The sequence below is a fragment of the Bacillus paramycoides genome (assembly GCF_038971285.1).
Taxonomy (GTDB): domain Bacteria; phylum Bacillota; class Bacilli; order Bacillales; family Bacillaceae_G; genus Bacillus_A.
This window is the reverse complement of the sequence record NZ_CP152427.1, coordinates 4507627-4527462: the sequence shown is the minus strand read 5'-3', so window position 1 is coordinate 4527462 and position 19836 is coordinate 4507627. Positions and strand designations below refer to the sequence as shown.

Genomic DNA, 19836 nt, shown 5'->3' with positions numbered 1-19836 from the left:
TTGCTGTATACTAAGAGAAAATGTTGGATAGTAAAGTAGGGAGTAAAGCGACATGAAAGAAATTGAATTAAAATTAAAAGGTGAAATAAATAGACTAACAAATAGAACATTTAAATTTGACGAACGCGTTGGAGAAGGTTGGTTCTCTGCCGTTTACTTTTTAAAGACTAGAGAAATCATTGAAGAATTTCGCCCGAAAAGTGTTGTAACGATGCAATTTTTCCAAAAGGAAAATGCAGTTCTTTGCGGAACAGATGAAGTGATTGCGTTGTTACAAACATTCGCTAAAAATCCTGAGGAACTTGAAATTAACTCTTTAAAAGATGGCGATAAAATTAGTCCGTTTGAAACAGTGTTAACAATTCATGGTCCTTATGAAAATTTCGGATTTTTAGAAGGTGTCATTGACGGGATTTTAGCTCGTCGTACATCAGTTGCGACAAACGTATATAACGTTGTCCAAGCTGCGCGTAGCGTAGATAAAGAAAAACCAGTTATTTTCATGGGAGACCGTGACGATCATTATACACAACAAGCTGGTGACGGCTATGCAGCATACATCGGCGGTATGAGCGCACAAGCGACACATGCGATGAATGAATGGTGGGGCAAAAGTGGTATGGGGACAATGCCTCATGCATTAATTCAAATGTTTAATGGTGATGTTGTGGAAGCGGCAAAAGCATATCATAAGAAATTCCCAGAAGATGAATTAGTTGTATTAATTGATTACAACAATGATGTCATTACAGATGCACTTCGCGTAGCGCGTGAATTTGGATCAACATTAAAAGGTGTACGTGTAGATACGTCGCGCACGATGATTGATCAATACTTCATTCGTCACCCAGAAGTACTTGGAACATTCGATCCACGTGGTGTAAACCCATCGCTTGTATTCGCACTTCGTAAAGCACTTGATGAAGAAGGATTCCAGCATGTAGACATCGTTGTAACTGGTGGATTTGATGAGAAGCGTATTCGTGAATTTGAAGCTCAAAACGTACCTGTTGATATATACGGAGTAGGAAGTAGCTTATTAAAAATGAATATTGGCTTTACTGGTGATAACGTAGAATTAAATGGAAAACCAGAAGCGAAAGCTGGTCGTAAATATCGTCCAAACCCACGTTTAGAGCGTGTTCAATTAGAAAAAAGAGAAGATATGTAAAAGAGAGAAAAACTGATAGGTGATTGACCCTATCAGTTTTTCTGTTATCATAGTATAGCGGCTTCTTTTTTGCTATAATGGATTTATTATGGACATAAAAAAGAAGTACGTACGAGTTTATCCTGATAAGTGAAGGGAAGAATAACTTCACTACATCAAAAATGTATGATGATTACCAAAATAAGAAAAGATTCATATACTGTCTTATAGATAGGCCGTTGTATTAGTTCGAAATGTTGGAGGTTCTTTAAGATGACAGTTTACCATTTTGTAGGAATTAAAGGAACAGGAATGAGTTCATTAGCGCAAATTCTTCATGACATGAAGCATACTGTTCAAGGGTCTGATTATGAAAAGCGTTTCTTTACACAAACAGCGTTGGAAAAGCGCAATATCTCGATCCTTCCTTTTGATAAAAATAATGTAAAAGAAGGACAAGTGATTATTGCAGGAAATGCATTTCCTGATACGCATGAAGAAATTGAAGCAGCAAAAGAATTAAACATCCCAGTACATCGTTACCATCACTTCTTAGGTGACCTTATGAACCAATACACAAGTGTTGCTGTAACTGGTGCGCATGGAAAAACATCAACAACTGGTTTGTTAGCCCATGTAATGCAAGGTGCACACCCTACATCTTACCTTATTGGAGATGGAACAGGGCATGGGGTAGAAAATAGTAAGTATTTTGTATTTGAAGCTTGTGAGTATCGTCGTCATTTCTTGTCTTACAATCCAGACTATGCGATTATGACAAACATTGATTTTGATCATCCAGATTATTTCACAGATATCAATGATGTATTCAGTGCATTCCAAGAGATGGCATTGCAAGTGAAAAAAGGCATTATTGCATGTGGAGATGATGAAGAACTTCAAAAAATTCAAGCGAAAGTACCTGTTATTTTCTATGGATTTGGAGAAGATAATGATTTCCAAGCACGTAACATTCAAAAGAGAACAGATGGTACTATTTTCGATGTATTCGTTCGTAATACGTACTATGACACGTTCAAAATTACAGGATACGGCAATCACAGCGTATTAAATGCATTAGCAGTAATTGCACTTTGCCATTATGAAAACGTTGATGTAGAAGCAGTTAAGCATCAGCTAACAACTTTTGAAGGCGTAAAACGTCGCTTTAATGAAAAGCCAATGGGAGAGCAAGTTATTATTGATGACTATGCACACCATCCGACAGAAATTAATGCAACGATTGAAGCAGCTCGTCAAAAACATCCAGAGCGTGAAGTTGTCGCTGTATTCCAGCCACATACATTCTCACGTACAGAAAAGTTCTTAGATGAGTTCGCTGAAAGCTTAAGCAAAGCTGACCAAGTATACTTATGTGATATTTTCGGATCAGCACGTGAAAACAAAGGTGAATTAACAATCGAAGATCTGCAAAAGCGTATTGACGGTGCAGAACTAATTACAGATACAACAACGGATGTATTAAAGAAACATAAAAACGGCGTTCTAATCTTCATGGGCGCAGGAGACATCCAAAAATTCGAAGCAGCTTACGTAAAAGAAGTTCAAGTCGCAGAGAAGTAATAGAAAAGACGCATAGCTTAGCTGTGCGTCTTTTTTTGTTGTGTTCGATATATTTTAAAAAGCGTTGATATGTTGGTATTGTTCATTTTTTTTGTATAGTTGTTTTAATAAGAATATATATAGTGTTGATTCACATACAAAATTCAAAATAAAGTGTGAATATTTAACAATTTCCATCTATAAGTGTTAGAATAATAAGAAAACTAAAGGGGAGCTAAAAAACATGTTCACACTTCGAGTAGACGATGAAATCGAATTACAGTTATTAGAGAAGCATCATAAAGAGGAACTATATCAATTAATAGACCAAAACCGTAATCATTTACGAAGATGGCTTCCTTGGGTAGATGGGACGAAATCTGCTGGTGCGTATGATGAGATTTGTCCGATGTGGTTAAAGAAGTTTGCAGAGGGAGACGGTTTTGAAAGTGGTATACGTTATAAAGGAAGGCTCGTTGGGATGGTAGGCATTCACCCGGTAAGTTGGGGGAAGAAAGCGGCAAGTCTTGGATATTATCTTGCAGAAGATGCTGGCGGGAAAGGCATTATGACGCGTAGTGTGAAGGCTGTACTTCACTATGCATTTGAGAATTTAAAATTAAATAAAATGGAAATTAGATGCGGTGTTGAAAATGCGAAAAGTCGCGCTATTCCAGAGCGTTTAGGTTTTAAGTTAGATGGTATTTTAAGAGATGATGAATGGCTATATGATCATTTTCACGATATCGCTGTATATAGTTTACTAGCTTCAGAATGGAAGGAGATTCGATGAACGAGAAGATACGCATTATTCCGTATGAAAGTACGTTTCAAGATGAAGTAATAGATCTTATCGTTCATATTCAGCAAAAAGAGTACAATGTCTCCATTACGAAAGAAGAGCAGCCAGACTTGCTTGAAATAGGAACATTTTATCAAAGGAATCATGGGAACTTTTGGGTAGCAACTTATAATGATAAAGTAGTTGGAACAGTAGCTTTATTAGATATTGGGAACGATCAAGTAGCGTTAAGAAAAATGTTCGTAAAAAAAGAATTTCGCGGAAAAGAGTGGGGCGCATCACATAAGTTGCTCCAAACAGCAATTTCGTGGGCTGAGAATAAAAAGCTGAAAGATATTTACTTAGGAACGACACTGAAATTTTTAGCAGCGCATCGCTTTTATGAAAAGAATGGTTTTCAAAGTGTGAGTATAGACGAGTTGCCGAAAAATTTTCCAGTGTTAGAGGTAGATAAGAAATTTTATAGGTACATTGTGTAAAAGGTCATTCAGAAATGGCCTTTTTTTATGAACTAAAATAGGAAAAAGTGGTATAATTTAGGTGAGGGGATGCGTGTATGAACTTTCCGATTCAAAGAAGTAAGTCAGTAGTCATTTTCGTTTGTCTCACGTTAGCTTTTATGTTTGTATATCCACTTGTCATGATTGTCACAAATAAAGAGCAGTGGATGTCAGCGTTAAATGGAATGGGTTTATGCTTCCTTGTAAATGTGCCACTCGTTTGGGAAGTATTTATTAAACAGCATAAAGTAGAAAATGGTGTATTAAAGTACGGCATTTTAAATGATGATATCGTATTGAAAGAGATAAGAATCATTCGTCAAGTTGGGAAATACCTTGAAATTACGACGGATGCATACAAAGTACATATGGTGGCGATGCCGCAACAAATGGAGCGGTTTTTATCGCTTGTAGAACAAGAGAATCCACATGTGAAAATAGAAATGGTAGGTAAAAAATGAAATATGTAAAACCTTTATTCTGTTTGGAAATTTTGTTTGTGTTTGTTGGCTGTACTAGAGTATATATGAAATGGGATTTGCCCTTATATGTACCAATATTAATAGGTACTATCGCAGTGGCGCTTTTATATTATTTTCATTTTCAGCAAACAAAAAGTGAGAAAAGTAGCTCTATATAGTACAGGAGGTTTAGAAATGAAAAAAATCTGTATGTTGTTTATATTTCTGCTAACAGCATCCTTTCTTGTAATAGGGTGTAGTGCGAAGAAGGATACGGCTGATATGAACTTTGATAAGGCACAAAAGGTTGAAATTGAATCACTTACTGATTCAAGTGAGAAAAAAGTAATTACTGATAAGAAAGAAATTGAGAAACTGTTTGAAGTCATGAAAATGGATAAGTGGGAAATGCAGTCGGCTCCTTTAGATACTCCGCAAGGGAAAACATTTAAAATGTACCAAGAGGATACAACAAAATTATCAGAGTCGAGTAAAGATAAAAAGGAATTACATGAAATAGGTACGATGAAAGTATATAAAGATGTTCCGTATGTTGAAGTTGAAATGAAAAATAAGAAGATGAGTTTTAAAGTGCCAGAAGATGTGGCGAAAGACTTATTAAAGTATTAAAAAACGCTCGGAGAACATTCCGAGCGTTTTTATTATTATTTTAAGTTCTCTGGATTTAGGGCTTCTAATTCAGGTACAACGAAGCGTCCGTCTTTACGGATTAGTACGTCGTCAAAGTAAATTTCGCCGCCGCCGTATTCAGGGCGCTGGATGCATACTAAATCCCAGTGAATGTTCGAGTTGTTGCCGTTCCATGCATCGTCGTAAGCTTGTCCAGGAGTGAAGTGGAAGCTGCCATCGATTTTTTCATCGAATAGGATGTCTCCCATTGGATGTAAGATGTATGGGTTTACACCGATTGCGAACTCACCAACGTAGCGTGCGCCTTCGTCTGTATCGAAGATTTTGTTAATGCGTTCTGTATCGTTTGCAGTTGCTTCAACGATTTGACCGTTCTCAAACTTAAGTTGTACATTTTCAAATGTATAACCGTTGTAAGGAGATGGTGTGTTGTAAGAAACTGTACCGTTAACAGAATCACGAACTGGTGCAGAATATACTTCACCGTCTGGAATGTTTAAATGACCTGAGCATTTAATAGCTGGAATGTCTTTAATAGAGAATGTTAAGTCAGTTCCAGGACCAGTTAGACGAACTTTATCTGTTTTATTCATTAATGTAACAAGGCTATCCATCGCCTTATCCATTTTACCGTAGTCTAAGTTACAAACTTCGAAGTAGAAGTCTTCGAAAGCTTCTGTGCTCATTTTAGCAAGCTGCGCCATAGAAGCATTTGGGTAGCGAAGAACAACCCATCGTGTTTTTGGAACGCGAATGTCTCTATGAACTTTCTTACCAACTGTTTGACCGTGAATTTGCATTCTTTCACTTGGTACATCAGCTTGTTCGTTAATGTTATCGCCAGAGCGAAGACCGATATAAGCGTCCATATCTTTCATTACGCTTGCTTCATATGCAGCGATTTGTTCAAAATGTTCTTCAGTAGCACCCATTAATAAAGAGCGATCTACTTGATGATCTTTTAGAGAAACAAATGGGAAACCACCAGCTGCATATGCTTCTTTTACAAGTGCAGTTACAAGTTCTTTTTGTAAGCCAAAGTTTTCAATTAATACTTTTTCACCTTTTTGTAAGCGGATAGAGTAATTAATTAAATTGTATGCTAACTTTTCAATGCGTGGATCTTTCATATGTAAAGCCTCCCTACTAATTATGTATCCTCTCCTATTGTAACCTACTTAGTGGAATTTGTTGAATCATTTATGTTAAAGTTAACGAATAAGTATGAAAATTCTAATGAAAAGATAGGGATTAGAACGAAACGGAAAATGATTGTATAATAGGGGAAAGTATGAAAAAGATAAAGGAAGTGATGAAATGCAAGTTCTTTTATATGTAAGTGCGGCTATTATCGCGGTTGCTTTCGCTGTATTAGTAGTATATGTATGCAGAACGTTGTTATCGGTTCAGAAGACGTTAGAAAACGTCGCAAGCACGTTAGAAGGTTTAGAAAAGCAAATGCAAGGGATTAGCGTAGAGACGGAGCAATTATTACATAAAACAAATGCGTTAGCTGATGATATTCAACAGAAGTCACAATCATTAAATAAAGTAGTATCGGGTGTAGATGGAATTGGAACGACAATCCATTCTTTAAATACGAAACTTCGTAATGTATCAGAGTCTGTTACGGACGAAATTGAAAATAATGCGGATAAAGTAGCGCAAGTTGTACAGTGGAGTAGCGCAGCAATTGAAGTATACAATCATTATCGTGCGTCAAGACAAGAGAAAAAGATTGAAAAAGAAGAGCGTAAATTAGAAAGGCTTGAGAAAAAAGCTGAAAAGAAAGAGAAGCGCTCTAGACTTCGTATGAGAGGTGAATCGTAATGAATATGACAAAACTTGAAACAATTGAAGAGCTTGAAGTATTAGTAGAAAAAAACGAACCTTATGTTCTTTTTAAACATAGTACGACATGCCCCATTAGTCATGGTGCCTATACAGAATTTCAAGCGTATTGCAGTGAAGAAAGAGCGGTACCAGCGTATTACTTATACGTACAAGACGCGAGAGATGTTTCGAATCGTGTTGCAGAACAGTACAGCATTAAACATGAATCTCCGCAAGTGTTATACATAAAAGATGGGATGGTAGTATGGAATACGTCTCATTGGAACATTAAAAAAGATGCTTTAGAAGAGAATATTAAGTAAAAAGAAGCAAGCGAAAGGTGCTTGCTTCTTTTTTTTGTTTTTGTTGAAATATATTTAATGGTACACTGTTATTAGTTCAAATTAAATAACTAGATTGTTGAAAGTAGGTTTTAGGTAATGAAGAAAATGGCATTATCCTTCGCGGTCGTAAGTTTATTATTAGGAGCTTGTAGTAATGATACGATTAGTAAGAAGGATGAAGTTATACAGAAGGATACGAAAGAAAAAAGCATGATCCCGAGAACTGCTGTTTCTAAAGATTATTATAGAACTGTAATTCCTTTAAAAGAACAAAAGGTTATAAATACAGCTAATGTAAAAACAAATTCTAAATTAGATTTAGCAGAGTATGAAAATGGTTTAATGAATATTGCAAAAGAGCAATTTGATACAGAAAATCATGTACTACAATTAAATCAGTATATTCCGGAGAAGTTAGTTGATGAGCTAGTTGCAAAAGTAGAAGCACCCGTTTTGACAAATATTATAGAGCAAGACTATTTCGGGAAGCAGAATTCAAATGAATTAAGCTTATCTGGCGTTGTGATTGGATTAGCAATGTCTTCAAGTGTATCGAATGAAGAAGCAATGTCTAAGGGTACTGAAGTTGCCAAGCAACTTATTGAAGCTATTAATAAAAACGACAAGTATAACAAATCTCCAATTACGTTTGCTATCTTTAAGCAAGAAAGTACAAGTTCTTTGAAAAATGGTACATATATTGCTAGTGCTACTGTTCAAAAGAATGATACGAACCTTGGAAATTGGAGTACAATCGATGAGCAAGCATATTCATATCCTTCTGATGAATTTACAAAAGCACACGGAGAAGATAATGAAAAAATAGATAAATTTGGTGAGGCGATGAAAGGTTTTTCTCCGGCAGATTTTATCCCAGTAAATGCTAAAGTGTCTTATAAGAAAAATCAAATGGATACATTAAATATGAATATTGTTATTAAATATAACGGTAAAACAGAATTAATGGCTCTTACCCAAATGGCTGCTCAAAGTATGTTAGAAAAGTTACCTAAAGACGCAAAAGTACAATTGCAGATAAAGTCTGAGAGTAAAATCGAGGCAATTATTATAAAAGAGAAAAACAGCGACAAACCGTTCGTTTCCTTCTTGTAAAAAAGACAGTGTTTAAACTGTCTTTTTTTATTGTAAGTGAAAATGTACGATGGGAAAGAGCGCGTCATATTTCCGTTGTATCAATTTTAAAAGAAGAAATATATTTATCCCTGTCGTTGTCGATATAACGCATTCTACTGGGAACCACACACCTCTAGATCCAGCACATCAACTGACTATCATTGTCGTTTGATGTCGGTAAGTCAATATATTAAAAAAATCGCTAATATATTTGGAGTGGTAATCGATATATTCGAAAAATCGACGATATAAATTTCATTTACTATCGTACTGCTTAAAATAGGGTTTCTACGTATGAGATATCTATATTTTTACAAAAAATGCCCCTTTTTTCATAAAAAATACGAAAATACGAGAAAAGAAGCGAATTTTTTCGAAACTTTTGCGGGAAAATATTGTATGAGCCTGCGTTTTTATCGTATCATTAGTAAAAGGAAGAACTCGGGACGATTGGTGGCATCTGCAAATAGAGTTGATGTCTTTTTTTCATTCAAGTAACCGATACATAAAAATAGATAACAAAAATAGAAGGAGTGTGCGATGAGATGAACGTAACAATATATGATGTAGCGCGCGAAGCAAACGTTTCAATGGCTACCGTATCTCGTGTTGTGAACGGTAACCCAAATGTAAAGCCTACAACAAGAAAGAAAGTATTAGAAGCAATTGATCGTTTAGGATACCGCCCAAACGCGGTAGCACGTGGACTAGCAAGTAAGAAGACAACTACAGTAGGTGTTATTATTCCTGATATCTCAAATACGTTTTATGCAGAACTTGCTCGTGGAATTGAAGATATCGCAACAATGTACAAATATAACATCATTTTAAGTAACTCTGATCAAAACAAAGAGAAAGAGTTCCATTTATTAAATACGATGCTTGGAAAGCAAGTGGACGGAATTGTTTTCATGGGTGAAGATATTACAGATATTCACATTGAAGAATTTAAAAAGTCTCCAGTACCAATCGTATTAGCAGCGTCATTCGATGAGCAAAATGAAACGCCATCAGTAAATATCGATTATACACAAGCAGCTTACGATGCAATGAAGCACTTTATTGAGCAAGGACATAAGCGTATCGGTTTCGTCTCTGGTCCTTTCATTGATAAAGCAGGAAGTGCGAAGAAGTTACAAGGTTATAAAAAAGCTCTAGAAGAAGCAGGTATTTCATATGATGAAAATCTTGTAATCGATGGAGATTACACATATGATTCAGGTATCGAAGCATTCGAAAAGCTTTGGGGCCTTGATGGCAAGCCAACAGCCATTTTCGTATCTTCTGACGAAATGGCACTAGGTGTAATCCATGCAGCACAAGACGCTGGATTAAACGTACCAACTGATGTAGAAGTACTTGGTTTCGATAATACACGCCTTGCATTAATGGTTCGTCCACAACTTTCAACAGTTGTACAACCAATGTATGATATTGGTGCAGTAGCAATGCGTCTATTAACAAAGTATATGAACAAAGAAAAAGTGGAAGATCACACTGTTATCTTACCTCACCGTATCCAATTTAGAGATTCAACGAAGTAAGTATAAAAAAGCTCACAGCAATTGCTGTGAGCTTTTATTCATATTCGGGATAGTATGCTTTTACTACGGAATCCACCGTTTCATTTTTTTTAACGTGTAAAAATCTTGCGTATAATTCTTTTCCAGTTTCAAATGGTGTATCGTCTAATTCAAACACATGCAATACTTTTCGAAACTTCCATGTTATTTGCTCATCGTACATATTAACGTACGTATGCTCAGACTGTATAGCGATTTGTTCACCTAGTGCATGAGCTTCTTCCAAACTGCTGGCTTTAACAAGAATAATACTTTCTTCCAAAAGTGTATTGTGATTTTCTTCATAATGCTCATCAATTTTTGTAGGATCAGGTTCACCAGAATGAACAGATTCAAACAATAATTTTACAGCGTACATATTATGCTGCATGTTTCACTCTATAAATAATACTTGCGATAAGCGAAGCAGGTATTGTAAATACGTTACTTTGATAATGATAGTGTATTTGGGATTCTTCATAAGACATGTTGTCATATAGTTCGTTTTGTGACACATTCATTTTTTTCTGCTTTTCTTTGAGCATCTTAATATAGTTATACTGTATTGGGACGAGAATGATGAAATAGGCTAATACGATTAGTGAAATCCAAATCATTATGAACACTCCCTTTATAAAAAAAATGTTTATATATGGTAATTGTATCAATTTATATGAAAAATATCCATTTATTTCTAGTGATCAATTTCCTTTCCAAAATGCCATTGTTCCTTGTTATATGTCACATAAGTGCAAATTTAACTATTATAGGGCAATGTCATGTATAATAGAAAGAAAAGGCTTGTGAGGGGGGAGAAAAGATGATCGTTCTTTGGATAATTACGCTTTGTATGACTGCTATTTTTGCATATATGACGTTAAAACAAAATGGTTTAAAGCGATTTGTTCCAGGAAGTATTCTTGCAGGAATTGCCCTTATCACGTATGTAATTTCTATTTTTATTGAAAGTGTATCAGTGGATATGAGCACAAGTTTAATGTTTATTGGTATTACATTATTTGCAGGTAGTGTCATGGTACTTATGGTTGCTGGTATTATTTTATTTATTCATATGAATTCGGAAACGTTATAGCATATAGAAAAGGCATGTCCCCTTGGGGACATGCCTTTTTATCCGTTCAATTATGCTCTATCTTTAGAAGAATTTTGTTGCTTTAATAAGTCGCGAATTTCGCCAAGAAGTTCTTCTTCTTTTGTTGGTTCCGGAAGTGCCTCTTCTTTTTCTTCTTCTCTCTTAGATGTTAGTTTGTTGAATACTTTAACGAACATAAAGATAGCCGCTGCAATAATTAAGAAATCAAAAATAGTTTGGATGAAGTTACCGTACATAATAGATGATTTACCGAATGTAATTTTTAAATCTGTAAAGTCAACGCCACCTAATACCATACCAAGTAATGGTGTGATGATATCTTTTACTAAAGAACTAACGATTTTACCGAATGCAGCACCGATTACAACCCCGACAGCTAAATCGATTACATTCCCTTTGAATGCGAATTTTTTAAACTCGTTCCACATGTGTTAATCCCATCCTTTCCACGATTCATTATGAAATTTATAATTCCTATCAACATATTCTATAGAAATTTGTGACAGAAATAAAGGGGGAATGGGAATGAAAGTAAATTCTGAAAAATGTATCCGTTTTAATTTTTGTTTACATTATCTAGTAGAGATTGCAACAGTTGCTGCGTTTTTAATCCTTCTAATCCATCTACAGCAGGTTTTGTATCTCCATGTACACATTCAATAAAATGATGAACAGCATCTTCAAAACCACGTTGTTTTAACGTTGTATCCCATGATGGTGAACCAATTTGAGAAACTGAATTATCCTGCTCAACTTCAAATGTGTTCATATTTTTTACGCGAATGATTTTGCCTGTCGTTACAAGTTCGATTTGTTCTAAATTTGTACCGGCATGGCGATGCATTGCTGTAGAAAGCAACAGTCTACTTGGCGTTGTATATGTATGATGTCCGTAAAGAAGTTCATTCTTTTCATTCATTTGCATCATATTATGAACGACATTAAGATCATCGTTAGCTAACCAACGGGCAGTATCTACAATATGTAAGTAATCATCTAACATAGTAAAGTCGTACGTATATGGCCCGACTTTATTTGTACGATGCTTTTCAATTCGAACCCAAGAAATATTGTGAGCTTGCTCTTTTGCCGCAACATACATAGGAACGAATCTGCGATTAAATCCGACCATTAACTTTCGGTTATGCTTTTCGCTCAACTCGACTAATTTCTCAGCTTGTTCTACTGTAGCTGCTAGTGGCTTATCAACATAAACGTCGATTCCCTTTTTCAGAAGTTCAGAAACGATTTCATAATGTGAAGCAGTTGAACTATGAACGAAGATTGCATCGCATTCCGAAGCTAACATTTCAATAGAATGAAAGTCTTGAATACGGTATTGCTGGCAAACTTGTTTTCTTTTTTCCGCGTTAGGTGTAAACGCCCCTACAAAATTCCAATCTGTTTCTTTTGTAAGTGTTGGAAGATAGGCCTTTTGCGCAATACTTCCAAGTCCAATCATCCCAATTTTAGGTTTGTTCATGTTTATTCCCACCCTATTAATAGTAAAGTAACGGGTTAAATGTAGCATAGGGTGGGGGAGGAAGGCAAAAAATAGCTTTTTACTTATTCCCTTCTAACAAAATCTTCTCTATCTCTTCAAAGTGATGAGCACGAGCATGCTCTAGCGGGGTAACACCATCGTTGTCTGGAATGTTTATATCTGCGCCGTGCTCAATAAGAAGGCGAATGACTTGTTGTTGTGTTTCGTTTCCGTTACTTAGTACGATGGCTTCCATTAAAGCTGTCCATCCGAGATTATTTATATGGTTAACATCAATAGATGTCCGGGTGAGGAGCTCGTTAATAACATCTATATAGCCATGTTCAGAGGCGGGGATAAGAGCTGTTCCGCCGTAACGATTTGTAAGTGATGGATCAGCGCCGGCATCAATCGTTAATTTTAAAATATCCAAGTAACCTTCAGCACCGGCGTATAGAAAGGGATTGTTTTTCATATCATCTTGGATATTTACGTTAGCACCAGCTTTGATAAGCGCTGTTGCGGTTTTTATATCATTTTTGTATGTAGCAATCAAAAGAGGAGTACGTCCTTTACTGTCCGTTATATTTATGTCAGCCCCTTTTTTGAGTAACGATATAACAGTATTCGTTTCTTGCTTCTCAGTAGCTGCTAGTAGCGCTGTCTCCATGTTTGTCATCTCCTTTTTAACTTCTTGTTTTTGTGAGCAACCTTGTAAAAAAATTACGCAACAGATCATACTTAATGTTTTTTTGAACATGGAATTTCAACCTCCTCATTTCAACTGTAAAAGAAGAACATTAAATTTTTATAAACTGCCGCTAAAATTACTATAAAATCGCTTGAGTATTTGAACATATATTTTTATGCTTAGGAATAACAAGGTTTGTTAAAGTGAAACTTTAATCAGTGGGGGGTTTGTTCATCCCCCACTGATTATTAGTTGAACCAATCGGGCTTTTATGGGCAGTTGATCCCCCGCTTAACTTCTTTGCTTTCTTTGAATTTTGAGGTGGGGATCTTACTGCCCGTTAATGCGGGGTAAAGTGAGGATGTAACATATGTCTATTAAAACAAGATTTTTATTCTCTTATATCGCTGTTATTCTCGTTTCTATCACGCTCATATTAGTCGCGGGATTTTTAATTGTTTTTTCCATAACAGGTGACTTGGAATCAGTGAAAAATTTCTATAAAAGTTCCTATATTCAAAAGCCGCTTACGCCAGAAGAAGAGAATACGTTTATGGAATTGAAATTAGCGGCTAAGAAAAACCAATCACAACTATTAGATGAATCGTTCGTTTCATCACTTGAAAAAGGAGGTGTGAAAATAGTTGTCAGAAAGGGAGAAACCATTTCTTATGCTACAAAAATATTTGAAAGTGTATCTTTAAAAGAAGTTCTTCCGAAATTTGAATCAGCAAATATTAATAGTCGTGGTACAACGGAACTAGGCGATACATTTTATCGATATGTAAAATTTGATTTTTATTTTCCTGGAGATGAAGAAGGGAGTATATTTGTACTAAAAAGGCAAAGTTCATTTGTGGATCTTACACAAAAGTTATTTCCAATTTTGTTCGGAGCGCTTTTACTGTTAGCTATTTTACTCATAGGGCTATTAAGTTATTTCGTCTCAAGAAGTGTAATAAAACCAATTTTTGTATTGAAAGATGCGACAGAGAGAATTAAAGAAGGGGATTTGAATTTTCAAATTCCAGTTACATCCCATGATGAGATTGGGCAATTAAATCAAGGGTTTGAGGAAATGAGGAAGAAGTTAAAAGAATCGATTGAAGTACAAACCCAGTATGAAGAAAATCGAAAAGAGCTCATTTCTAATATATCTCATGACTTAAAAACACCGATTACATCCATTATCGGATATGTAGAAGGCATAAAAGATGGAGTCGCAAATACGCCAGAAAAAATGGATAAGTATTTAACAACGATTCATACGAAGGCAAAACATATGGATACACTCATTGATGAGCTCTTTTTGTTTTCGAAGCTTGATTTGAATCGAGTTCCCTTTCAGTTTGAAACGATAGAATTAAACGTGTTTATGCAGGAATTATTAGAAGAGATGCAAATGGATTTAAGTGAGGAAGGGATAGAAGTTTACTTACAATTACATTCATCACCACTATATGTAACGGCCGACTGTGAAAAGATAAATAGAGTGATATCGAATTTAATTCATAATAGTGTGAAGTACATGGATAAAGAAGAGAAGAAAATTACTGTAACAGTATCTAGTGATAACAATACTGTTATTGTGAAAGTAATGGACAATGGATCAGGTATAGAGGCTGATACATTGCCGTATATATTTGAGCGGTTTTATCGTGCAGAGCAATCGCGGAATTCTAGTACAGGTGGAAGTGGACTTGGCTTAGCGATAGCGAAGCAAATTGTTGAAGAGCATGGCGGGGAAATTTGGGCGGAAAGTAGGCTTGGGGAAGGTACAAGTATTTTCTTCTCATTGAAAAAAGTACAGGAATGTGGTGAATAGGATGAAGAGAATTTTACTAGTAGAAGATGAAATAAGTATTGCAGAATTACAGCGAGATTATTTAGAAATTAGTGATTTTAAAGTGGATGTAGAGCATTCCGGAGAGAGGGGTTTACAAATGGCTCTGCAGGAAGATTATGATTTAATTATTTTAGACATTATGCTTCCGAAGAGGAACGGTTTCGAAATTTGTAAACAAATACGTGCTATAAAAGACATTCCGATTTTACTTGTTTCAGCAAAGAAGGAAGATATAGATAAAATTCGCGGACTCGGTTTAGGGGCAGATGATTATATAACGAAACCGTTTAGCCCGAGTGAATTAGTCGCAAGGGTAAAAGCGCATATTTCTCGTTATGAAAGATTATCAGGAAATGTGAGTAAGCAACGTGATACGCTATATATTCACGGGATTTCTATTGAACAACGGTCGAGAAAAGTTTTTATAAACAATGAAGAAATCGCATTTACAACGAAGGAATTTGATCTATTAACATTCTTTGTAACGCATCCAAACCAAGTATTAAATAAAGAACAGTTATTTGAACGTATTTGGGGACTAGACTCAGCTGGCGATTTAGCTACTGTCGTTGTTCACATTAGAAAACTACGTGAAAAAATTGAAAGAGATCCTGCTCACCCGCAATATATTGAAACAGTGTGGGGGGCTGGTTATCGTTTTAATGTGTAATATACCTGCCGAGTAATTGGCAGGTTTTTTATGTTATTTGCCAAAAGGAAATAATAGGGAATTTGTGTTAAAATATAAAGAGAGATAAAACATAGTAGAGCATGAGAGGGCGTGCTACATTTTGGGAGATACATTAAAAGATAATAAATCACACAAGGCTTTAAAAATCGGGACTAATATTATACTTATCTTATTAATTATTGGTGCAATACAAATGTTTTATGATGAAGATTATACAAATGATCATTTTGGTTGGTTATTTATGATGGTCTTTTTTGCAATTAAAATAGTTTCTAGTTTTCTAATAAGTTTAAAAGAAGGAGATAAAAAGGCAGTATTTATTGATTTAGGTTTAGTGGTTTTGTGTGTTCTTCTTTTAATTGTTACTAGTTGAAATACTTCTTTTGAAAAAAGCTCATAGTTTTATAGAGACTGTGAGCTTTCCTTAATAATAACGGTACTAATGTAACGATGCATAAAATGTTCGAGTAGTAGAAGTAAACTGAGCAGCTTCTTCCAAAAAGGGATAATGGTTACTCTCCTCAAATGTCACAAAGATAGAATTACGTATACCCTTATGCATTTCGATAGAATATTGAATCGGGCACTGTATATCATGTCTTCCGCATATAATAAGGGTCTTTGTTTGGATGGAAGGTAAATGATCTCTTAAATCAAATGATGGATATTCATTGGCGAAAACGTTCATCCGGCTAGCGGACATAGTTTTTTGGATTGGTTTAGAAAAATAAGAGTTGTAGTTTTCTGGTTTATGCAGTGATAATTTTGTTCTCTCAGTAGATAGTTCTTTTCGCTCTTCACTTGTAAGGTGAGGGCGTTTCAAGTTTTCAATGAGTTGTTGCATATAATGAAACTGAGGATGTTCTGGATGATAAATACAAAATGGTGTTTCGGTATAGTTACTTGCTGCGGCTCCAACGATGACTAATGATTGTAAGGAATTTGGATACGTAATCGCATATAAAAGTCCAAGCATACCGCCTGTTGAGTGGCCAGCGAAATGCCATGTTGGGAGTTGTAAAGCTTCTCGTGTAGCTTCTAAATCGTGAATCGTTCCAATCATACTTAATTCTTTTTCTGAATTGGCTTTTACAGAGTTACCAGAGTCTCGTAAATTAATGAGGAATACACGATGCGTAGCAGTGAAAACATCCGCAAAGTAATCACCAGTTTCATTAAATTGTGAATAGTGATGTGTAATACAAAGCGGTTCGCCATTTCCCTTTGTAAAAAGTTCAAATGTGCCACGTTTCGTGTTGATTATTTGTTGTGTCCACATAATATCACGACCTTTTCTCATAAAAGTTGGACCACTTAATTATGAAATAAAATATATCAGCGATTTTTGAAAGATATCGGCGGTTATTAAAATATATCAGCGAATCTCAAGATATATCGGCGATTCTTGAAATATATCAGCGATTATCAAAATATATCGACTTACCGACAAAAACCGACAATAATAGCAAGCTTTAAATAAAAGGAGGCTATTCAAAAACGAGCCTCCTTTTCGTTTAGTACAAAGATTTTTTCATATTATTCCGAATAATTTCAAGAGATTTCGCTACAGTTAATGCATTCTTTTCTTCAATTTCTGGTTTGCGGGGGATAGGTTTATACATGTTGTCTGGATCTTCCCATGTGAGGGGAAGTTCTGTTTCAGCTTGTCCTTTCCAAGCGTCAATCCATTCTGGAGGGAGATAACCTGAGATGTTTTGGATGTTGTTCATTTCGAGCCAAATGAGTGCCCAAGCTCTTGGGACGACGCGCCAGTGGTCATAGCCACCGCCGCCGACAGCGATCCAGCGACCTTCGCAATATTCGTTAGCGATTTCGCGAGCGAGCTTCGGTATTTCACGGTAAATATTCATCGTTGCGCAAAGGTGTGTAAGTGGGTCGTAATAATGTGCGTCAGCACCGTTTTGCGTTAAAATAATATCCGGTTTAAAGTATGCGGCAACTTCTTTTACGACAGTTCGATAGGAATCTAAGAAAGATTCGTCTTCTGTAAAAGCATCGAGTGGAACGTTAAAAGAATAACTATAGCCATTACCTTGTCCGCGTTCATTTACAGCGCCAGTTCCAGGGAATAAATAGCGCCCAGTTTCATGTAGCGAAATGGTGCATACGTTAGGATCGTCGTAAAAAGACCACTGTACACCATCACCGTGATGAGCATCTGTATCAATATATAAAACACGTAAACCGTATTTCTTCTGAATATATTTCATAGCGATGGAACTATCGTTATAAATGCAAAAACCAGATGCCTTGCCGCGGAAGCCGTGATGTAAGCCGCCTCCTAAGTTAAGCGCGTGTTTTACTTTCCCGGAAAGAACAGCATCGACAGCAGTTAATGTACCGCCAACGAGTAATGCACTTGCTTCGTGCATATTTGGAAACATCGGTGTATCTTCTGTTCCGAGTCCATATGTCATCGCAATTGATTTTTCTAACTTACCTTCTCCAGCACGTTTTACCGCATTTATGTACTCCTCTGTATGAACGTAGGCGATCTCTTCATCTGTAGCTATCCGTGGTGAGATGATTTGGGAAGGAGAGATAAAACCGCCCTTTTGTAATAAATCATACGTAAGTGTGACGCGCAGTTGGTTAAAAGGATGATCAGGGCTAAATGAATAGCCCCGAAAGTCATCCGAATAAATAAACGCGCTACTCATGCTTGCATCCCCATAATGTTCGGCCATAATACACGGTAGCCTTCTGCCTCAAGTGCATCAATCACTTTTAGCGGATTCATCGTTTGGATGCGGAAAACGAGTACTTTATCATTCTCATCTTTTGCTGGGTAGACGAGAACGCTCACGATATTGATTTGTAACTCACTAAAAATAGCAACGACTTTTCCGAGAATACCAGGTTCGTTTTTTACTTGAATTTCAATTTGTGAACTCGGTTGATGTGCTCCTGTTAATTTCACTAACGTATGCAGCACGGTAGATTCAGAAATAATTCCAACTAACTTTCCAGCCTTTGTAACAGGAAGACAGCCAATTTTATTTTCAAAAAATAAAGTAGCAATTTCCTCAACGAAATCGAGAGGATGGCAAGTCATAACAGGATGTTTCATAATAAGTTCAAGTGGTTGCTTCAGCATATCGAGTGAAACTTGTTCATCTAAAATAGACGGACTTGCATCTCTTACATCCCGATCAGAAATAATACCTACGACATGATTATTTTGATCGACAATTGGAATGTGCCGAATGCCTTTCGTACGTATCGTTCGGATTGCTGTTTCGATTGTATCGTTTGGATGTAATGTCACCACATCTTGATTCATAATTTCTTCTACAATCATTCCAGTTGCCCCCTTTATTAATACATAAAACGATTGTGAAAACGTAGACGATCAAATGCTTGAATAGAATCCGTATCAACGCGTTTACCGATGCGGACCATTAAACAGTTAGCAGGATGTGAACAAATTTCAGGATCATCTGTAGCCATCCATTGTAATCCACCTGCATTCATCATTTTTTCCATTACTTTTCGGTACTCCCAAACATTTAAGCCTGTTTGTTTTAAATCCCAGTGCCAATAATATTCAGTGGTTAATATAATGTAATCTTCCATATAATCGTCCATCATTGAAACTTCTAATAAGTTTTTTCCGACAGCGCAACCACGGAAGGCAGGGACAACTTCGATCGCCCCGAGTTCAATTAAGTTTTCCATCTTTCCTTCTGACCATCGTTCAAGTGGATCAGGATACAAGTATGTAACATATCCAACAATTGTTTGGTCATGTCTAGCAATAATGAGACGAGCTTCTGGCAATTTAGAAATTTCGACAATTGCTTTATATTGTTGCTCGGCAGGACGAAACGCAATTAAGTCTGGATGAAATTCATACATTTCTAAGTTATGTGTAGAGACAGGCCCTTCAATAATTAAAGTGCCTTTCGCTGTTTTTAAGTTTCTAGCATTATATATTTTTTTATGAATCAATGTATTGCTCACCACCTTGAGGGTTTGTGAATCTATTAA

The 19836-nt window shown here is 36.1% G+C and carries 25 protein-coding genes; 15 read left to right on the top strand and 10 right to left on the bottom strand.

Annotation, left to right across the window (positions count from 1 at the left end; all coding sequences use genetic code 11):
* Positions 1-52: 52 nt before the first annotated feature.
* From AAG068_RS23475 to AAG068_RS23445, 7 genes are all read left to right on the top strand, one after another.
* Positions 53-1171, top strand: a complete 1119-nt coding sequence (locus AAG068_RS23475; protein WP_071726009.1) for a nicotinate phosphoribosyltransferase — start codon at positions 53-55, stop codon at positions 1169-1171.
* 252 nt (positions 1172-1423) lie between these two features.
* On the top strand, positions 1424-2734 hold the full coding sequence (gene murC / locus AAG068_RS23470; protein WP_342715997.1) for a UDP-N-acetylmuramate--L-alanine ligase: 1311 nt from the start codon (positions 1424-1426) through the stop codon (positions 2732-2734).
* A gap of 223 nt (positions 2735-2957) precedes the next feature.
* Complete coding sequence (locus tag AAG068_RS23465) at positions 2958-3506, top strand: GNAT family N-acetyltransferase (protein ID WP_342715996.1); 549 nt, start codon at positions 2958-2960, stop codon at positions 3504-3506.
* Positions 3503-3994 (top strand): GNAT family N-acetyltransferase, encoded by a 492-nt coding sequence (locus AAG068_RS23460; protein WP_342715995.1) that lies wholly within the window; start codon positions 3503-3505, stop codon positions 3992-3994. Before AAG068_RS23465 ends, AAG068_RS23460 begins: the two co-directional genes overlap by 4 nt.
* Before the next feature lie 77 nt (positions 3995-4071).
* Positions 4072-4476, top strand: coding sequence for a PH domain-containing protein (locus tag AAG068_RS23455; RefSeq protein WP_342715994.1), 405 nt, complete (start codon positions 4072-4074; stop codon positions 4474-4476).
* Complete coding sequence (locus AAG068_RS23450; RefSeq protein WP_342715993.1) at positions 4473-4655, top strand: hypothetical protein; 183 nt, start codon at positions 4473-4475, stop codon at positions 4653-4655. Before AAG068_RS23455 ends, AAG068_RS23450 begins: the two co-directional genes overlap by 4 nt.
* A gap of 16 nt (positions 4656-4671) precedes the next feature.
* Complete coding sequence (locus AAG068_RS23445) at positions 4672-5106, top strand: hypothetical protein (RefSeq protein WP_342715992.1); 435 nt, start codon at positions 4672-4674, stop codon at positions 5104-5106.
* 35 nt (positions 5107-5141) lie between these two features.
* Here AAG068_RS23445 and AAG068_RS23440 read toward each other — a convergent pair whose 3' ends face one another.
* The gene (locus AAG068_RS23440; RefSeq protein ID WP_000654739.1) at positions 5142-6257 is read right to left on the bottom strand and encodes an aminopeptidase; all 1116 of its coding nucleotides are present in this window, start codon (positions 6255-6257) and stop codon (positions 5142-5144) included.
* Between the two features lie 187 nt (positions 6258-6444).
* Between AAG068_RS23440 and AAG068_RS23435 the strand changes: the two genes are divergently transcribed.
* The 4 genes from AAG068_RS23435 (at position 6445) to ccpA (ending at position 9982) form a co-directional block, all read left to right on the top strand.
* Positions 6445-6957 carry a DUF948 domain-containing protein gene (locus AAG068_RS23435; RefSeq protein ID WP_080448715.1) on the top strand — a complete coding sequence of 171 codons (513 nt, stop codon included), beginning with the start codon at positions 6445-6447 and terminating at the stop codon, positions 6955-6957.
* Positions 6957-7283, top strand: a complete 327-nt coding sequence (gene ytxJ / locus AAG068_RS23430) for a bacillithiol system redox-active protein YtxJ (protein ID WP_001057466.1) — start codon at positions 6957-6959, stop codon at positions 7281-7283. Before AAG068_RS23435 ends, ytxJ begins: the two co-directional genes overlap by 1 nt.
* A 117-nt stretch (positions 7284-7400) precedes the next feature.
* Positions 7401-8417 carry a CamS family sex pheromone protein gene (locus tag AAG068_RS23425; protein WP_342715990.1) on the top strand — a complete coding sequence of 339 codons (1017 nt, stop codon included), beginning with the start codon at positions 7401-7403 and terminating at the stop codon, positions 8415-8417.
* Between the two features lie 566 nt (positions 8418-8983).
* Entirely contained in the window at positions 8984-9982 is a 999-nt protein-coding gene (gene ccpA, locus AAG068_RS23420) for a catabolite control protein A (RefSeq protein WP_048531809.1), read from the top strand.
* A 34-nt stretch (positions 9983-10016) separates the two neighbouring features.
* On the opposite strand, the gene AAG068_RS23415 is transcribed toward ccpA, so the two are convergent.
* A complete protein-coding gene (locus tag AAG068_RS23415) occupies positions 10017-10379 on the bottom strand; it encodes a DUF4288 domain-containing protein (protein WP_342715989.1) in 363 nt (120 codons plus the stop codon).
* A 1-nt stretch (position 10380) separates the two neighbouring features.
* The gene (locus AAG068_RS23410; protein ID WP_098520833.1) at positions 10381-10617 is read right to left on the bottom strand and encodes a DUF3949 domain-containing protein; all 237 of its coding nucleotides are present in this window, start codon (positions 10615-10617) and stop codon (positions 10381-10383) included.
* Between the two features lie 203 nt (positions 10618-10820).
* On the opposite strand from AAG068_RS23410, the gene AAG068_RS23405 reads away from it, so the two are divergent.
* On the top strand, positions 10821-11093 hold the full coding sequence (locus AAG068_RS23405; RefSeq protein WP_306184620.1) for a DUF3917 domain-containing protein: 273 nt from the start codon (positions 10821-10823) through the stop codon (positions 11091-11093).
* Positions 11094-11143: 50 nt separating this feature from the next.
* On the opposite strand, the gene mscL is transcribed toward AAG068_RS23405, so the two are convergent.
* The 3 genes from mscL to AAG068_RS23390 form a co-directional block, all read right to left on the bottom strand.
* A complete protein-coding gene (gene mscL / locus AAG068_RS23400; RefSeq protein ID WP_000266999.1) occupies positions 11144-11542 on the bottom strand; it encodes a large-conductance mechanosensitive channel protein MscL in 399 nt (132 codons plus the stop codon).
* 128 nt (positions 11543-11670) lie between these two features.
* A complete protein-coding gene (locus AAG068_RS23395; RefSeq protein WP_342715988.1) occupies positions 11671-12597 on the bottom strand; it encodes a Gfo/Idh/MocA family protein in 927 nt (308 codons plus the stop codon).
* A 79-nt stretch (positions 12598-12676) separates the two neighbouring features.
* Positions 12677-13357 carry an ankyrin repeat domain-containing protein gene (locus AAG068_RS23390; protein WP_342715987.1) on the bottom strand — a complete coding sequence of 227 codons (681 nt, stop codon included), beginning with the start codon at positions 13355-13357 and terminating at the stop codon, positions 12677-12679.
* Positions 13358-13658: 301 nt separating this feature from the next.
* On the opposite strand from AAG068_RS23390, the gene AAG068_RS23385 reads away from it, so the two are divergent.
* From AAG068_RS23385 to AAG068_RS23375, 3 genes are all read left to right on the top strand, one after another.
* Entirely contained in the window at positions 13659-15113 is a 1455-nt protein-coding gene (locus AAG068_RS23385; RefSeq protein ID WP_342715986.1) for a sensor histidine kinase, read from the top strand.
* A gap of 1 nt (position 15114) precedes the next feature.
* Positions 15115-15804 carry a response regulator transcription factor gene (locus tag AAG068_RS23380; protein ID WP_342715985.1) on the top strand — a complete coding sequence of 230 codons (690 nt, stop codon included), beginning with the start codon at positions 15115-15117 and terminating at the stop codon, positions 15802-15804.
* Positions 15805-15925: 121 nt separating this feature from the next.
* Complete coding sequence (locus tag AAG068_RS23375) at positions 15926-16198, top strand: hypothetical protein (protein WP_061401652.1); 273 nt, start codon at positions 15926-15928, stop codon at positions 16196-16198.
* 66 nt (positions 16199-16264) lie between these two features.
* Here AAG068_RS23375 and AAG068_RS23370 read toward each other — a convergent pair whose 3' ends face one another.
* The 4 genes from AAG068_RS23370 to acuA form a co-directional block, all read right to left on the bottom strand.
* Positions 16265-17125 carry an alpha/beta fold hydrolase gene (locus AAG068_RS23370; RefSeq protein WP_342715984.1) on the bottom strand — a complete coding sequence of 287 codons (861 nt, stop codon included), beginning with the start codon at positions 17123-17125 and terminating at the stop codon, positions 16265-16267.
* Between the two features lie 214 nt (positions 17126-17339).
* Positions 17340-18506 carry an acetoin utilization protein AcuC gene (acuC, locus tag AAG068_RS23365; protein ID WP_342715983.1) on the bottom strand — a complete coding sequence of 389 codons (1167 nt, stop codon included), beginning with the start codon at positions 18504-18506 and terminating at the stop codon, positions 17340-17342.
* Positions 18503-19147 carry an acetoin utilization AcuB family protein gene (locus AAG068_RS23360; protein ID WP_000634568.1) on the bottom strand — a complete coding sequence of 215 codons (645 nt, stop codon included), beginning with the start codon at positions 19145-19147 and terminating at the stop codon, positions 18503-18505. The genes acuC and AAG068_RS23360 overlap by 4 nt, the downstream gene beginning before the upstream one ends.
* A gap of 17 nt (positions 19148-19164) precedes the next feature.
* A complete protein-coding gene (gene acuA, locus AAG068_RS23355; RefSeq protein ID WP_000581384.1) occupies positions 19165-19797 on the bottom strand; it encodes an acetoin utilization protein acetyltransferase AcuA in 633 nt (210 codons plus the stop codon).
* Between the last annotated feature and the right edge of the window lie 39 nt (positions 19798-19836).

Bases quoted from the DNA above. Each gene is read 5' to 3' on its own strand.
- mscL (WP_000266999.1), bottom strand. From the start codon at position 11,542: ATGTGGAACGAGTTTAAAAAATTCGCATTCAAAGGGAATGTAATCGAT.
- AAG068_RS23390 (WP_342715987.1), bottom strand. From the start codon at position 13,357: ATGTTCAAAAAAACATTAAGTATGATCTGTTGCGTAATTTTTTTACAA.
- AAG068_RS23445 (WP_342715992.1), top strand. From the start codon at position 4,672: ATGAAAAAAATCTGTATGTTGTTTATATTTCTGCTAACAGCATCCTTT.
- AAG068_RS23385 (WP_342715986.1), top strand. From the start codon at position 13,659: ATGTCTATTAAAACAAGATTTTTATTCTCTTATATCGCTGTTATTCTC.
- AAG068_RS23370 (WP_342715984.1), bottom strand. From the start codon at position 17,125: ATGAGAAAAGGTCGTGATATTATGTGGACACAACAAATAATCAACACG.
- AAG068_RS23405 (WP_306184620.1), top strand. From the start codon at position 10,821: ATGATCGTTCTTTGGATAATTACGCTTTGTATGACTGCTATTTTTGCA.
- AAG068_RS23450 (WP_342715993.1), top strand. From the start codon at position 4,473: ATGAAATATGTAAAACCTTTATTCTGTTTGGAAATTTTGTTTGTGTTT.
- ccpA (WP_048531809.1), top strand. From the start codon at position 8,984: ATGAACGTAACAATATATGATGTAGCGCGCGAAGCAAACGTTTCAATG.
- AAG068_RS23410 (WP_098520833.1), bottom strand. From the start codon at position 10,617: ATGATTTGGATTTCACTAATCGTATTAGCCTATTTCATCATTCTCGTC.
- AAG068_RS23380 (WP_342715985.1), top strand. From the start codon at position 15,115: ATGAAGAGAATTTTACTAGTAGAAGATGAAATAAGTATTGCAGAATTA.
- ytxJ (WP_001057466.1), top strand. From the start codon at position 6,957: ATGAATATGACAAAACTTGAAACAATTGAAGAGCTTGAAGTATTAGTA.
- AAG068_RS23415 (WP_342715989.1), bottom strand. From the start codon at position 10,379: ATGTACGCTGTAAAATTATTGTTTGAATCTGTTCATTCTGGTGAACCT.
- AAG068_RS23460 (WP_342715995.1), top strand. From the start codon at position 3,503: ATGAACGAGAAGATACGCATTATTCCGTATGAAAGTACGTTTCAAGAT.
- AAG068_RS23395 (WP_342715988.1), bottom strand. From the start codon at position 12,597: ATGAACAAACCTAAAATTGGGATGATTGGACTTGGAAGTATTGCGCAA.
- AAG068_RS23360 (WP_000634568.1), bottom strand. From the start codon at position 19,147: ATGATTGTAGAAGAAATTATGAATCAAGATGTGGTGACATTACATCCA.
- acuC (WP_342715983.1), bottom strand. From the start codon at position 18,506: ATGAGTAGCGCGTTTATTTATTCGGATGACTTTCGGGGCTATTCATTT.
- AAG068_RS23435 (WP_080448715.1), top strand. From the start codon at position 6,445: ATGCAAGTTCTTTTATATGTAAGTGCGGCTATTATCGCGGTTGCTTTC.
- AAG068_RS23440 (WP_000654739.1), bottom strand. From the start codon at position 6,257: ATGAAAGATCCACGCATTGAAAAGTTAGCATACAATTTAATTAATTAC.
- murC (WP_342715997.1), top strand. From the start codon at position 1,424: ATGACAGTTTACCATTTTGTAGGAATTAAAGGAACAGGAATGAGTTCA.
- AAG068_RS23455 (WP_342715994.1), top strand. From the start codon at position 4,072: ATGAACTTTCCGATTCAAAGAAGTAAGTCAGTAGTCATTTTCGTTTGT.
- AAG068_RS23465 (WP_342715996.1), top strand. From the start codon at position 2,958: ATGTTCACACTTCGAGTAGACGATGAAATCGAATTACAGTTATTAGAG.
- AAG068_RS23475 (WP_071726009.1), top strand. From the start codon at position 53: ATGAAAGAAATTGAATTAAAATTAAAAGGTGAAATAAATAGACTAACA.
- AAG068_RS23425 (WP_342715990.1), top strand. From the start codon at position 7,401: ATGAAGAAAATGGCATTATCCTTCGCGGTCGTAAGTTTATTATTAGGA.